Here is a 13480-nt window from a genome sequence, read left to right on the forward strand (position 1 = left end):
GAGAACTCATAAAACAGCGCCGCCTGTGCTTCCTGCCTCGGTCCCAACATCGCAAAATCCCCCGATCAAGATGGGAATTGAATCAGTGATGCACGCCTCGATCAAGGAAGAGTTTTTCAACAAAATAAGCCCATATTGTCAGAGATTGAGTTTAGACCCTCTCATGCACCTCAGGAACTCTTCTGTGGTTCGGTCAAGGTCAATGCGCCCTCCCGCAACCATCATTAATTGCCCCCCGGACTTCGTGTCTCGGGGGCTTTTATTTTCAAGCGCCATGATGGCCGCTAATTCCCCCACAAGCTCAATGGACAAAGCGCCTTCGCCGGGTATGAGCCGCACTTCCGTCAGCAACCCCCGGATCAATTCAGCGGCTTGAGTGCGCGTACCCTCGGTGTTCAGCGCTTCGGACAGTTCCGCAACTTTCTCACGGTAGATGCCACTCAGGCTGGGGTGCAGGCGGATTGGTTCTTCCTGCTGTTTCTCAAGTTCGGTCTTGGGCTCCGCTTTGCGCGATTCGAGCGCGCCCATCTTGTCGTTCATGCTCGGATGGTACATGCCGTTACAGACAGCCTCGACCATGTCGTCGAGCTGCTTCTGGACCTTGGCCAATTCGCGCTTCTTCGTTGCCTGGGCCTTCACTTCAGCCGCTCGTATCTCGTTATAGGCGCGTTGGTACTCGGCCACGAACTCTGCGATCAGTTCAGGCGACAGGAGCCTGTCCTTCAGGCCCTCCAACACCCGCTGTTCGAGGTCCTCCCGCTCAATAGTCTGGCGGTTGTCGCAGATGCCTTTGTTGCGCGCATTGGCGCAGCCGTATCTGGTTTTGCCGATCAGGACGTAGCCGCCACCACAGCAGGCGCATTTCAGCAGCCCGGAAAACAGGTATTTTGCTCTTCGCGCATGGTCAAGCCGTCTACCGCCGCCAGTGTTCATAGCGTCGCGGGTCGAAGATTGCCGTTTTTTCACCCGATCCCAGAGGTTCTGCTCGACGATTCGCAATTGTGGAATTTCCTCGATGACCCATTCTTCCTTGGGGTTAAGTCGCGCCTGCCGTTTGCCCGTCAGCGGGTCCTTAACAAAGCTCTGGCGGTTCCAGACCATCCTGCCCACATACAGCTCATTGTTAAGGATGCCGGTCCCACGCTTCCAATTCCGGTAAATCGTGGATGGCCCCCAAGTCGCGCCACGAGGTCCGCCGACACCCTCGGAGTTAAGCTCCCCTGCAATTTTTCGAGGGCTCTTTCCATTTGCATATTCCGCGAAGATACGACGTACGATTTCCGCTTCTTCTTCAAGGATCGCGCGGTCGCCCTTGGTGAAGGTGCCATCAGGTAACAGTTGCCGTTCTATTTTGTATCCGAAGGACAAGCCACCAGCGGCCTTGCCCTGCTTCACGCGCCCCTCAAGGCCTCTATGCGTCTTCAGCGCAAGGTCTTTAAGAAACAACGCTGACATCGTGCCCTTCAGGCCAATATGCAGTTCCGTGATCTCGCCCTCGGCCACGGTGAAGATCGGGATACCAGAGAACGTCATCTGCTTATGGAAGTGGGCGATATGCTCCTGGTCTCGGCTGAGCCGGTCGAGGCCTTCAGCGACCACAACGTCGAACTTGCGATATCGTGCCTCCTCTAGGAGTTTTTGGTATCCGGCGCGCAAATGCGTCGCTCCACTTTGACCGTAATCGGAATAGATCGGCCCGACTTCCCAACCCCGCCCCTCGATGAGTTTGTTACAAATCCTGACTTGGTCTTCGATCGATGCCTCTGACTGCATCTCGGTTGAATAACGTGCGTAAATGGCGGCTTTCATGACCGTGGCCTCCCGGAAAATTTGTTCTGATCGGCCCTGCCTACTATAGGCAGCCTGTCCTGGATGTCCTCAACAATCGATTGAAACTGACTGCAACTGGAGACACCCTGCGCGCGATTATAGTGGCGTTCGGACATCTCCAATGTGACGTGACCAAGGATATCCTTGATGATGTTAACATGCTCCGGATCAGTTTCGGCGATGGAGGTAGCCGCGATATGGCGGAACGCCTGAGTTCGGAGGGGTACACCGAGGAAGCGCCTTGTTACTTTGGGAAGTTCGCGAGAAAATCCGTCAGGCGTGATGGCATTTCCATATTGGTTGAGCCACAGCGCATTGGCCTCGCTGTCCTGTGCAAGCGTGGGGCGGAACCGATCCAGATAGTCGCGCATAGGCCCGACCAGCTTCTTGGGTAAAAGAAATACTCGCGCCCGCCTGTCTTTCATGTCCTCGGCGGCGAATTGCAGCCGAAACAGTTGATCCTCCTGGACTGTCTGACGTCAGCGCTTATGGGTCCAAATAGGGTGATTTGATAAGGGAGTGTTCTTGGCTCATCGTAACCACTGAGGAGTGGACGATGAGAAAGACAACTGGAACCCGCAAAAGCCCTGGCGAGAAGATCGTCAAAGATATCAAACGTGCGACGCGCAAACAGTATTCCTCTGAAGAGAAGATCAGGATCGTTTTGGACGGCCTGCGTGGCGAAGACAGCATTGCAGAACTGTGCCGCCGAGAAGGCATATCGCAGGGTATCTATTACAAATGGTCTAAGGACTTCATGGAAGCTGGCAAGCGACGTCGTTTCCGAGGCAATGCCAAACCCGAACCCGAGACTTAAAGCATTCACAAACTGGTTGGGGCAACAGGCACGTGGTTAATTCGTTGCCAACAGAACTAACCATGCGATGGTTATACGGAGCTATATTTTCTGAAAGCCAAAGCCGCAATTGGCGCGCCAGCCGCGAGGGCTAACTTGTCCGCAACTCGGTCATCGGCTTCAATAAACTTGCTGCGCTGTGGATGAACAGCCGCTTTTCGTTCTGCGGCGCAGCTGACGATTTTAGGCGACCGCATTTCTGCACTTGCGAGCGTCAGCGCAGGAGCACTTCCGCTTTGGGCTCGGAGCTGACCGTCATCACCCAAGTCCGTCTCACCCCTGGGCTGCGCCGGCATAGCCAAAGCTGTCCACAAACAATCGTTTTGGCATTGTCTGCTCACGGTCGAAACCTATTGAAAATTCTTGTGCCACAAACCCTTGCCAAAACTCTGACTGGTTTTGTCACGAATTCGGCCGCTTCCGCAGCGTGGGCATGCGTTGCGCTGCTTTCTGCGCGTAAGGCGTGTTAGCCCCGAACAATCAGGCGGCTGGCGGGGGTGACGGCGCGGGCGATTCGCAACAGGTGGTCGCGGCGGAAGGCAATGCAGCCTTCGGTCGGGTATCCCGGACGCCGCCATTGGTGGATGAAGATGCACGAGCCCTGCCCCGGCTGCGCATCAGGCCAGTTCCAGTCGGTGACCAGCACCAGATCATAAAGCGGATCGGCGCGGCGGAGCACCTCGTGGCTGGGGGCATAGGGCGCACGGACCATCTGGTTGTAGTCCCAATCGTCCGGGGCATCCGACCACAGATCGCCGGGGCGGATCAGTTCAGCCCAGGACGCAGGGCGCGCCATGCGGTCGGGGCGGTAGAGCATACCGACAATCTGGAGGATGCCCACGGGCGTCGCGCCATCGCCCTCGCGTTTATCCGCACGGATACCCCCCCGCCCGATGCTGCAGGGAAAACGCTGCCCCTGAAACCGCAGGCCGGTGGGGGTGAGGACAAGATCGTTGGGTGTCATATCTGTATTTCTGCCGGAAAAGCGGCCCCTTGGGAAGGGATCAGGCGCAGATATGATCGATCACGGTGCCGTCCGGCGCCTCGCAATGCGCTATGATACGACCGGTGGTGCGGGGGGGCGGGGCCTTGCTGGCGTGTGCTTTGGCCAGTCGGCGCAGGTCATTGATGTCTTTGACCGGCAGGCCGGCGGCGCGTGCCGCCTGTGCCAGATCGGGGCGCGAGGGGTGGATGGCGATCCCGGCCTCGGTCACCAAAGCCCCGATCGTGGCACCGGGCGTCGTGAGGCAGGTAAGGGTTTTGACCAGCTTGGCAAAGCCGCCCGCGACCAGCGGCGTGGTGACGATGGGCAGGGTGGCTCCGGCGCCGGTATCGGCATGCCCACCCGAGCCGCCGATGATCCGGCCGTCGCTGGCGCAGGTCACGTTGACGTTGAAATCCATGTCAACCTCAGCCGCGCCAAGGATCATCACATCAAGCTGGTTGGCGATATTGTCGGGGCGCTCTGGGTTGGCATATTGATCGGCGGACATGGCCAGGTGGTCGGCGTCCTGTGCATAGGATTGTACGGCGGCCAGATCAAAGGCCTGCACATCCCAGAGCCGCTGGAAGAGGCCTGATTGGAACATGTCGACCAGAGCGCCGGTGATCCCGCCTGCAGCAAAGTCACCTTTGATATTGTCAGCGGCCATCAAGGGCGCAAGCGCGCGAGCCACGGCCAGCGATGTTGCCCCGGCGCCAGTCTGGAATGTGAAACCGTTTTGCAAAAGACCCGAGGCCGCAATCAGCCGCGCGGTGAGATCGGCGATGATCAGGCCGGTTTCCGAGGGCGCGCGCCCGGTGGTGCCCGAGGCAATCTGCGCAGCCTCGCCGATACGGGGAACGTGAATGATATTATGCACCTGTTTAGCCGGGATGCAGATGCGCGGCAGGCGGTCGGCGGTGTGGTCGGTGAGCGCAACGACACGACCCGCATGCGCGGCGTCGACCATGGCATAGCCCAGGGGGCCGCAGGCCTCGGGGCCGGTGGCACCACTGAGGTTGCCGGCGGCGTCGACCGCAGGGGCGGCGATGAAGGCAGCATCGAGAGGCAAGCGGCCAGAGGCGATGGCACAGGCCCGCCCGCCATGGGTTTGCAGATGAACAGGGTGCGGCAGAGCGCCCGCCCGCACCGCATCGGCCAAGGGGCCGGTCATGTAAGAGGTGGTGATCCGGGTGATCGTGCCGTTTTGAAGGTAAGGGATCAGGCTGGCGTGACAGGGAAACAAAGATGAGGGCGCGATATGCAGATCGCGCAGGCCAAGCGTGTCGCAGGCGGCCAGCACCTGCCGCATGACATCATCGCCGTTGCGCAGGTGGTGGTGAAAGGACAGGGTTGCGCCGTTTGACAGGTTGAGCCGGGCAATGCTGTCGGCAAGGGCGTTCATGTCTTGGCCTTTGGGGCGTGGCAGGCCGAAGTCTAAACCACCATGCCATCCGCATCAAAGATCAGTGTTTCGGCGGCAAGGACGCCGCGGTGATTGGTATAGGTGATGTGATCGGAGTAGTGCGACAGGATGCGTGTCAGATCGTGGAAATTCCACGCATCCTGCCAGTCTTGGGCGAAAGCGCCGTAATCCATTTCGGATCAGGAACGGACCAGTTTTTCGTAAGCGTCCGACATTTCGCGGGTCAGGGCGCCGACCTCAAAGTGGTAGTCACCGATCTGGCCCACTGGCGTTACCTCGGCGGCGGAGCCGGTCAGCCAGCATTGCTCAAAACCTTCGAGTTCTTCGGGCATGATATGGCGCTCATGCACCTTGATCTGGCGGTCTTTCAGCATGCCGATCACCGATTGGCGGGTCAGCCCGTTGAGGATGGCATCGGGCAGCGGTGTGTGCACCTCGCCATCCTTGACGAAGAAGATGTTGGCGCCCGTCGCCTCGGCCACATAGCCGCGATAATCAAGGAACATTGCGTCTGAACATCCCTTGGCCTCGGCCGCGTGTTTGGACATGGTGCAGATCATGTAAAGACCAGCCGCCTTGGCCGCGACGGGGATGGTTTCGGGGCTGGGTCGTTTCCATTTGGCAATATCCAGCTTGGCGCCTTTCATCTTGGCGTCGCCATAGTAATTGCCCCATTCCCAGGCGGTCACTGCCATGCGGATCGGGTTGCGCGAGGCCGCGACCCCCATATCTTCGCCCGCACCGCGAAACGCCAATACGCGGACGTAAGCGTTGGTCAGACCATTGACGTCAAGCACCTGTTTCTTGGCAGCTTCGATCTGATCAACGGTGTAGGGGATATCCATATCCATCAGTTCGCCAGATTTCAGCAGGCGCTTTGAATGTTCGCGGCTTTTGAACACTTTGCCGTCATAGCAACGCTCGCCCTCAAAGACCGAGCTGGCATAGTGCAGCGCATGGGACAGGATATGCACATTTGCGTCGCGCCACTCGACAAGGGTGCCATCCATCCAGATCTTGCCGTCGCGGTCATCATAGCCAGCCATTGGTCTTCTCCTCTTAGGCTATCTTTTCATTTATTGCGCACGTTACGTCCGGTTCGGACATAATATTGCGCGGAAACTGCGATTCGGTACCAGTTTGACCTTGGAATGTCAACAAAGCTGACGTATTGTAACAACCATAACCAGTGGTTTGTGATCGGAGGACGGCAATGCCAGAGGTACAGGGTGGGGAAAACCTGCTGTTTCTGACCGACGAGCAGCTCAGACAGGGCATCGAGGCAATGTTTTTTGCCTATCGCGGATTTACCGCGGATCCTGACCGAATTCTGGCGACAATGGCCTATGGCCGCGCGCATCACCGGGCGATCCACTTCATTTCACGCAGCCCCGGCACCACGGTGAACAACCTGCTGAATATTCTGGGCGTGACCAAACAATCGCTGAACCGGGTGTTGCGCACACTGGTTGAGGATGGTCTGGTCGAAAGCCGCGTCGGTACTGCGGACAAACGCGAGCGGCATCTGAAACTGACCGAGGAAGGCGAAGCGCTGGAAAGAAAGCTGAGCGATGCACAACGCGCCCGGATGCGCGCGGCCTACCGCGCTGCCGGGCCCGAAGCGGTATCGGGATTTCGCCAGGTTCTGGAAGCAATGATGGACCCCGAGATGCGGCGGCGCTACTACACAATCAGGGAGAGTGAAGTATGAGCGACCCAGCCCCACATCTGCTGATTGTCGATGATGACGAACGTATCCGCGGCCTGCTGCGCAAATTCCTGGCCCGCCACGGGTTTCTGGTATCGGTGGCGCGCGATGCCAGACATGCCCGCAGCCTGCTGGCCGGGCTGGAATTTGACATGATCATCATGGACGTGATGATGCCGGGCGAATCCGGTGTTGATCTGACCCGGTCCTTGCGCGAGCATCTGAACACCCCCGTTTTGCTGTTGACGGCAAAAGGTGAAACCGGCGACCGGATCGAAGGGCTGGAAGCGGGGGCGGACGATTATTTGCCCAAACCCTTTGAGCCCAAGGAACTGCTGTTGCGCATCAATGCCATTCTGCGCCGCATGCCCGAACCCAAACCCGAAAACACGGCACCAAAAGTTCTGCAGATGGGCCCGGTTCGGTATGATATCGAACGGGCAGAGCTGATGAAGGGCGACGAAATGATCCGCCTGACCGCGACCGAAACCCAGTTGATGCGCATTTTTGCGGAAAACCTGCGCGAACCGGTTGTCCGCTCTAAGCTGGTCGAGGATCTGGGCCGCGACCGGGGGCAGGCCCAGGAGCGCGCGGTAGATGTCCAGATTACCCGCCTGCGACGCAAGATCGAGACTGATCCAAAGCAGCCCCGCTATCTTCAGACCGTGCGCGGCGAGGGCTATATGCTGGTGCCGGATTAAGCATCACGCATCGCACCCGCGACCCCCAGATCACAATCCAAGCACGTTAAATTGATCGCATGAAACCACTCTTTGGTTGAGTGCGCGCCCCATTGCCCCGCATGGTGTCGTCAATTCAAACACATGCAAAAATATGCATGGAAAGGTTACTGCACTTATCAAAGGGAGATTAAGAATGGCTATTCGCAAATTCGCTGCAACCGCGGCACTGGGACTGTCGATGCTGGCCAGCCAGGTGTTCGCAGAAGCGGTAAACGTCAAGGCGGTGATGGTTCCGCAGGAACAGATGAAATTTGAAATGGGCGACGGCACCAAGCATTTCGTTCTGGCCGTGCACCGGCAGGGCCAGGCCGAGGGCGAAGGCCCGCTGGCAGGCGCCAAGGTAGACGAATTTGGCTGGCACGACATCGACCCGCCCCGCGCAGGCGATCCGCAGGGCTATCTGAAGTTCGAAACCGCCGCGGGCGATGTGGCTATCGTGAAATTCACCGTACGTGCCGTTTTCATGAAGGGCGCGGACAAGCCCGCGTTGCATGACAACGGGTTCTGGGAACTGACCAGCGGCACCGGCGCCTTTGCCGGCAAACGCGGTGTTGGCGCGCTGGAAATTCATCCGGCCGGTGGGCCGAACCGAGAGTTCACCCTGACCGGACTGATCGAGGACGCGCCGTAAATCGCCCTAAAGGGTAACGGTTTTTGCGTAAGCGACACAACGTATGAGGCCCGGTCAATGGGCCTTATGCCGCAGCTTTGCGTCATCGCGGCAGAACCAGGGTTATCGGCGACAGCAAATCCCATGATCCGGTTTGCCCCCCAGCTCGTTCAGCGTGCTGTGGATGAGTTCAGCGGTGATGCGTTTGCCTAATCCCTTGCCACGCTGCGCCGGGTCGGTGGCATCACACCTATCCACCCGAAATCCGCCAGCGGAGAGAACCGGTTTTGCAGCATGCCGACAAAACCCATGGTCGCAATGCCACCGTACGCATCCCGGATCAGCAACGAAAGCGCCGTACATTTCTGCCCGCCCAAAACAGCCGTTGAGAGAGGTGCCATATCCTGATCCGCCAGCTTGGCCTGCATTTCGGTCAGGGCATTCTGCCGGTCAGACAGGCCCCCGGTGTTTGCATGATCCACGGCGTCAGACGGTCAGAGTTTCCTGTTGGCGCTGCTGTTTCTTGGTTCCGTAATATCGGCCCATAACTCAGATCTCATTTGCTACTTAAATCCGGTTTGTAATGCGTATCACACAGAATCCTTGAAGTCTTGCAGCCGCAGGCGTAGATCAACCCCATGACACGGATTTTCGACATGGATGATCGCGCGCGCCTGCCCTGGCGGTTTTTTGGCGCATCGCTGACTGTACTCGCCAGCCTATGAGGCGCGGCCACCCCTGTCACATCTGAAAACCATCCAAAAAACGGGAGAGGACTCATGTCCCCCAAGACACTTTATGATAAAATCTGGGATGCCCATCTGGCCCACGAAGCAGAAGACGGCACCTGCCTTTTGTATATCGACCGTCACCTTGTGCACGAGGTGACCAGCCCGCAGGCCTTTGAAGGGCTGCGTATGGCAGGGCGGGATGTGCGCGCGCCGGACAAAACCATCGCCGTGCCCGATCACAACGTGCCCACCACGTTGGACAGGGCAAACGCTGCCACCATGACCGAAGACAGCCGCATTCAGGTTGAGGCGCTTGACAAAAACGCCAAGGAATTCGGCATTCACTATTATCCGGTATCCGATGTGCGGCAGGGTATCGTGCACATCGTGGGGCCCGAACAGGGCTGGACATTGCCAGGCATGACCGTGGTTTGCGGCGACAGCCATACCGCGACCCATGGCGCCTTTGGCGCACTGGCCCACGGCATCGGCACATCCGAAGTAGAGCATGTTCTGGCCACGCAGACGCTGATCCAGCGCAAGGGCAAGAACATGAAGGTCGAGATCACCGGCAAGCTTCGCCCCGGTGTGACGGCCAAGGACATCACCCTGAGCGTGATCGGCGAGACCGGCACGGCGGGCGGCACCGGCTATGTGATCGAATATTGCGGCGAGGCGATTCGTGATCTGAGCATGGAAGGCCGCATGACCGTCTGCAACATGGCAATCGAAGGCGGCGCCCGCGCGGGCCTGATTGCACCGGACGAAAAGACGTTTGAGTATTGCATGGGCCGCCCCCACGCCCCGAAAGGCGCGCAATGGGAGGCCGCAATGGCTTGGTGGAAAACGCTTTATTCCGATGATGACGCGCATTGGGACAAGGTAGTAACCCTTAAGGGCGAAGATATTGCCCCGGTGGTCACATGGGGCACTTCGCCCGAGGATGTGCTACCTATCACCGCAAACGTGCCTGCGGCGTCGGATTTCACCGGCGGCAAGGTGGACGCGGCACAGCGCAGCCTTGATTACATGGGGCTGACCCCCGGCACACCGCTGAGCGAGGTCGAGATCGACACCGTCTTTATCGGGTCCTGCACCAATGGCCGGATCGAGGATTTGCGCGCCGCCGCCGCAATTCTGAAAGGCAAGAAGGTCAAGGAAGGACTGCGCGCCATGATCGTGCCCGGCTCTGGCCTTGTGCGCGCGCAGGCCGAGGAAGAAGGTCTGGCGGATATCTTCAAGGAGGCCGGGTTCGAATGGCGTCTGGCAGGATGTTCCATGTGTCTGGCGATGAACCCCGATCAGTTGTCACCGGGTGAGCGTTGCGCAGCCACGTCAAACCGCAACTTTGAAGGCCGTCAGGGCCGCGGAGGCAGGACGCACCTGATGTCGCCCGCCATGGCCGCAGCCGCCGCTGTAACCGGCAAGCTGACCGATGTACGGGAGATGATGTAATGGACAAGTTCGACAAACTCAGCGGCATTGCCGCCCCCCTGCCCTTGATCAACATCGACACCGATATGATCATCCCAAAGCAGTTTCTGAAAACCATCAAACGCTCGGGGTTGGGTGTGAACCTGTTTGACGAAATGCGTTATGATGATGACGGCAATGAAATTCCCGATTTCGTGTTGAACAAGCCACAATATCGTGAAGCCGAAATTCTGGTCGCGGGCGATAATTTTGGCTGCGGATCAAGCCGCGAGCATGCGCCATGGGCGATCAAGGATTTCGGCATCCGCTGTGTCATCGCGCCCAGCTTTGCCGATATCTTTTACAACAACTGCTTCAAGAACGGCATCCTGCCCATCGCCCTGCCAAAAGAGCAGGTAGATGTGTTGATGAAGGACGCGGAAAAGGGTTCGAACGCTAGGATCGAAGTGGATCTTGAGGCGCAGACGATCACCAGCTCGGATGGTGAAGTTTTCAGTTTCGAGGTCGATCCGTTCAAAAAGCACTGTCTCATGGAGGGGTTGGATGACATCGGCCTGACCATGGCCAAAGCCGAGTCTATTGACAGCTTTGAAGCGAAGGCACGCCAGGAACGCCCCTGGGTCTGAGGGCGATTTCCCCTTTAAAACGTGCATTGCCGCATGCTTATTGCATGCGGCAATTGTATTTTGTACAACCTCTAAATGTACTTTTTTTACCCACCGAGCCACGCTTGTAGCCCGAAAATACGAAACCGCAAGATGTTGTGGCACCCAACAAGGTTGCCTAATTTCTGTACCAAAAATGATGTATTCCCGCACCAGTCGCATCATCAATTAGCCCTAAACTTAACGTCTTGTTAACCAACATCTTGAGCCGCATACCGAAAGAAGGCACACATTGGATAATACAGAGGCAAACCGCCAAGGGGCGCGGACTCAAGTTGGAACAATGGCGCGGCATCGTACTGCGGCAGACCAGTTTGAAGGGAAACGGGCAGTGATTTCACAGCTGACAAGCGCATTGAGTCGCGCACTATTAGTCGCGTTGCTGATTGCAACGCCGTCTTTGCTTTTGCCGTCAACCGAAGCAGATACAGCCCAAGTAGTTGTTGTTCTGGCCTTTCTAGCCTCTGTCATGACCTTCATCGAGTATTACGGCCGCTATCCCAGCATCATCGAGTTTCGCTTTGCCCCACCTTTCAACCGGCTGAAGTTCATTGGTCTGGCGGCAACAGTTATCCTGCTGTCACTGATCTGCCGTGGTAAAACCGACCCCACCGGTCTGACCGTTTTGCTGACCAATCTGGGCACCGGCCTGGGTGAGGCAATTGATTTCCCCTATTCACCGGTGCGCCTTGTTGTGCTGATGATGCCCGCAGACGCCGATCTTGAACTTGTGTCGCTGGTCAGGACCTCTGCCGGTATTTCGTACATGGTTTCGCTGCTGATGATGTTCGTTTTCCTGACATTGGTGCGCATCTTTGGCTGGCCTGCCCGTAACGGCGCATTCAATGTATGGGTCAATCTGCCCCTGTTTGATCCTACCGGTGGCGGTGATGTACTGCACCGTCTGAAAAGAGATGCAGGCCTTAACATTGTGTTAGGAATTTTGCTGCCATTCTTGATACCGGCTGCCGTCAAAGCCGCGTCAACGCTGATTGACCCCATTTCAATCGCAAACCCGCAAACCCTGATCTGGACAATGACCGCATGGGCCTTTCTGCCTGCCAGCATGTTGATCCGAGGCATCGCCATGGGCCGCATTGCCGACATGATCGAAGAAAAGCGTCGCCGCGCCTATGCCCGGGCCGAGGCCGAAGCCGACGGGCTGCAGCGCGCCTGATCCCATACCTTGCGGCACTTCTGTTACTCGCCGCGCCGGTGTTTGCCGAAACATTTCGAATAGCAACTTACAACACCGGGCTGTCACGTGACGGGCCCGGTTTACTGTTGCGTGATATCCTGAAAGGCGATGATCCACAGCTGACTGCCTTTCGCAAGGTCGTGGCGCAGGTCGCGCCGGATATTCTGGCACTGCAGGATGTAGACTACGATCTTGGACTGACCACCCTGACGGCCCTGCGCGATATGATCAGGGCAGACGGCCCTGATTATCCGCATCTCTTTGCCCGCCGCCCGAACTCGGGATTGGAAACAGGGTTGGACATGGATGGCGACGGCCGGCTGGGACAGGGTCGGGATGCGCAGGGGTTCGGCCTGTTTGCAGGTCAGGGCGGTATGGCGATCCTGTCGCGGTTTCCTTTTGATCCCGACAAGGCACAGGACTTTGGCACCTTCTTATGGAAGGACCTTCCAGGTGCAATCATGCCCATTGTGGATGGCACCCCCTTCCCTTCTGCCGAAGCCGCAGAGGTTCAAAGGCTTTCATCGGTTGCCCATTGGGTGGTGCCCGTGATCCTGCCGCAAGGCCGGATCGACCTGCTGGCCTTTCATGCCTCGCCGCCGGTATTTGACGGACCAGAGGATTTGAACGGGCGGCGGAACCATGATGAGATCCGGTTCTGGCAACTTTTTCTGGATGGCCAGATCGGGGAGGCCCCGACAGGTGCTTTTGTGTTGCTGGGTGATGCCAACCTTGATCCGCACGACAGCGATGGGCGCAACAAGGTCATGCGCAACCTGCTGGCGGACCCGCGCCTGCAGGATCCGCGCCCCCTGCGCCCCGGCGTGGTGGCGCAGGACGCGGGCCAAGTCGGCGACCCAAGGCTGGATACCGTGGCCTGGCCCAAGCCTGATCCGGGCCATCTGCGGGTGGACTACGTCTTGCCCGCTGCCGGGTTGAAGCTACGCGGCAGCGGGGTTTACTGGCCGCCAGACAATACGCCCGAAGCGGAAGTGGTCAATGCGGCCAACCATCATCGGATGGTCTGGGTTGATCTTGTCATCGACTGACGCTGCCTGCATCTTTTGTGGCGCAGACCAAGCTAGGGGGCTGCCGCAATTTTCAGAGCCTCCTCGACCGGGGTTGCTGGCAGACGGGGCACATGAACCGAGCCGGGATAGATCAGCCAACCCGTCTGGCTGGCCACGCATCAGGCATTGGGCCAAGCACTGCGGATCGCGCGGGTCTGGAATGGGTTGACCGAGGGGTTGAAACCCAACCTTTCTTGACCATCGCGGGGCTTCGGGATAGGCGAGTG

General features: G+C 58.2%; 14 protein-coding genes and 1 pseudogene. 8 read left to right on the forward strand and 7 right to left on the reverse strand.

Features of this window, described 5'->3' with window-relative positions:
• Positions 1–138: 138 nt before the first annotated feature.
• Positions 139–1809 carry a recombinase family protein gene (locus PEL8287_RS18405; RefSeq protein WP_085893913.1) on the reverse strand — a complete coding sequence of 557 codons (1671 nt, stop codon included), beginning with the start codon at positions 1807–1809 and terminating at the stop codon, positions 139–141.
• Positions 1806–2285 carry a tyrosine-type recombinase/integrase gene (locus PEL8287_RS18410; protein WP_306372194.1) on the reverse strand — a complete coding sequence of 160 codons (480 nt, stop codon included), beginning with the start codon at positions 2283–2285 and terminating at the stop codon, positions 1806–1808. Before PEL8287_RS18410 ends, PEL8287_RS18405 begins: the two co-directional genes overlap by 4 nt.
• Positions 2286–2386: 101 nt before the next feature.
• Between PEL8287_RS18410 and PEL8287_RS18415 the strand changes: the two are divergent.
• A pseudogene (locus PEL8287_RS18415) lies at positions 2387–2608 on the forward strand (transposase); the annotation flags it as partial.
• A gap of 544 nt (positions 2609–3152) precedes the next feature.
• Here the strand turns inward: PEL8287_RS18415 and PEL8287_RS18425 are convergent.
• The 4 genes from PEL8287_RS18425 to PEL8287_RS18435 are packed head-to-tail and all read right to left on the reverse strand — an operon-like array spanning position 3153 to position 6140.
• On the reverse strand, positions 3153–3650 hold the full coding sequence (locus tag PEL8287_RS18425; protein ID WP_085893917.1) for a L,D-transpeptidase family protein: 498 nt from the start codon (positions 3648–3650) through the stop codon (positions 3153–3155).
• 40 nt (positions 3651–3690) lie between these two features.
• Positions 3691–5073 carry a citrate lyase subunit alpha gene (locus PEL8287_RS18430; protein ID WP_085893918.1) on the reverse strand — a complete coding sequence of 461 codons (1383 nt, stop codon included), beginning with the start codon at positions 5071–5073 and terminating at the stop codon, positions 3691–3693.
• Positions 5074–5105: 32 nt separating this feature from the next.
• Positions 5106–5267, reverse strand: coding sequence for a hypothetical protein (locus PEL8287_RS20125; protein ID WP_176228697.1), 162 nt, complete (start codon positions 5265–5267; stop codon positions 5106–5108).
• Between the two features lie 6 nt (positions 5268–5273).
• Positions 5274–6140, reverse strand: coding sequence for a branched-chain amino acid aminotransferase (locus PEL8287_RS18435; protein ID WP_085893919.1), 867 nt, complete (start codon positions 6138–6140; stop codon positions 5274–5276).
• A gap of 167 nt (positions 6141–6307) precedes the next feature.
• Here PEL8287_RS18435 and PEL8287_RS18440 point away from each other — a divergent pair, with 167 nt between their 5' ends.
• From PEL8287_RS18440 to PEL8287_RS18450, 3 genes are all read left to right on the forward strand, one after another.
• Complete coding sequence (locus tag PEL8287_RS18440; protein WP_085893920.1) at positions 6308–6805, forward strand: MarR family winged helix-turn-helix transcriptional regulator; 498 nt, start codon at positions 6308–6310, stop codon at positions 6803–6805.
• Positions 6802–7503: a response regulator gene (locus PEL8287_RS18445; protein ID WP_085893921.1), complete on the forward strand. Its 702-nt coding sequence runs from the start codon at positions 6802–6804 to the stop codon at positions 7501–7503. The genes PEL8287_RS18440 and PEL8287_RS18445 overlap by 4 nt, the downstream gene beginning before the upstream one ends.
• Before the next feature lie 175 nt (positions 7504–7678).
• Positions 7679–8176 carry a hypothetical protein gene (locus PEL8287_RS18450; RefSeq protein WP_217807695.1) on the forward strand — a complete coding sequence of 166 codons (498 nt, stop codon included), beginning with the start codon at positions 7679–7681 and terminating at the stop codon, positions 8174–8176.
• 188 nt (positions 8177–8364) lie between these two features.
• Here the strand turns inward: PEL8287_RS18450 and PEL8287_RS18455 are convergent, their stop codons facing one another.
• Positions 8365–8637: a hypothetical protein gene (locus PEL8287_RS18455; protein WP_085893922.1), complete on the reverse strand. Its 273-nt coding sequence runs from the start codon at positions 8635–8637 to the stop codon at positions 8365–8367.
• Positions 8638–8934: 297 nt separating this feature from the next.
• On the opposite strand from PEL8287_RS18455, the gene leuC reads away from it, so the two are divergent.
• The 4 genes from leuC to PEL8287_RS18475 all read left to right on the forward strand — a co-directional run bounded on the left by leuC (position 8935) and on the right by PEL8287_RS18475 (position 13232).
• Positions 8935–10341: a 3-isopropylmalate dehydratase large subunit gene (gene leuC, locus PEL8287_RS18460; RefSeq protein ID WP_085893923.1), complete on the forward strand. Its 1407-nt coding sequence runs from the start codon at positions 8935–8937 to the stop codon at positions 10339–10341.
• Complete coding sequence (leuD, locus tag PEL8287_RS18465; protein WP_085893924.1) at positions 10341–10946, forward strand: 3-isopropylmalate dehydratase small subunit; 606 nt, start codon at positions 10341–10343, stop codon at positions 10944–10946. Before leuC ends, leuD begins: the two co-directional genes overlap by 1 nt.
• Before the next feature lie 370 nt (positions 10947–11316).
• Positions 11317–12162, forward strand: a complete 846-nt coding sequence (locus PEL8287_RS18470) for a hypothetical protein (protein ID WP_235862338.1) — start codon at positions 11317–11319, stop codon at positions 12160–12162.
• Between the two features lie 38 nt (positions 12163–12200).
• A complete protein-coding gene (locus tag PEL8287_RS18475; protein ID WP_306372193.1) occupies positions 12201–13232 on the forward strand; it encodes an endonuclease/exonuclease/phosphatase family protein in 1032 nt (343 codons plus the stop codon).
• Positions 13233–13480: the final 248 nt, after the last annotated feature.

This window comes from Roseovarius litorisediminis (assembly GCF_900172295.1).
GTDB lineage: Bacteria > Pseudomonadota > Alphaproteobacteria > Rhodobacterales > Rhodobacteraceae > Roseovarius > Roseovarius litorisediminis.

Coding starts and splice junctions, on each gene's coding strand:
- PEL8287_RS18405 (WP_085893913.1), bottom strand. CDS start 1,809: ATGAAAGCCGCCATTTACGCACGTTATTCAACCGAGATGCAGTCAGAG.
- PEL8287_RS18425 (WP_085893917.1), bottom strand. CDS start 3,650: ATGACACCCAACGATCTTGTCCTCACCCCCACCGGCCTGCGGTTTCAG.
- PEL8287_RS18430 (WP_085893918.1), bottom strand. CDS start 5,073: ATGAACGCCCTTGCCGACAGCATTGCCCGGCTCAACCTGTCAAACGGC.
- PEL8287_RS20125 (WP_176228697.1), bottom strand. CDS start 5,267: ATGGATTACGGCGCTTTCGCCCAAGACTGGCAGGATGCGTGGAATTTC.
- PEL8287_RS18435 (WP_085893919.1), bottom strand. CDS start 6,140: ATGGCTGGCTATGATGACCGCGACGGCAAGATCTGGATGGATGGCACC.
- PEL8287_RS18440 (WP_085893920.1), top strand. CDS start 6,308: ATGCCAGAGGTACAGGGTGGGGAAAACCTGCTGTTTCTGACCGACGAG.
- PEL8287_RS18445 (WP_085893921.1), top strand. CDS start 6,802: ATGAGCGACCCAGCCCCACATCTGCTGATTGTCGATGATGACGAACGT.
- PEL8287_RS18450 (WP_217807695.1), top strand. CDS start 7,679: ATGGCTATTCGCAAATTCGCTGCAACCGCGGCACTGGGACTGTCGATG.
- leuC (WP_085893923.1), top strand. CDS start 8,935: ATGTCCCCCAAGACACTTTATGATAAAATCTGGGATGCCCATCTGGCC.
- leuD (WP_085893924.1), top strand. CDS start 10,341: ATGGACAAGTTCGACAAACTCAGCGGCATTGCCGCCCCCCTGCCCTTG.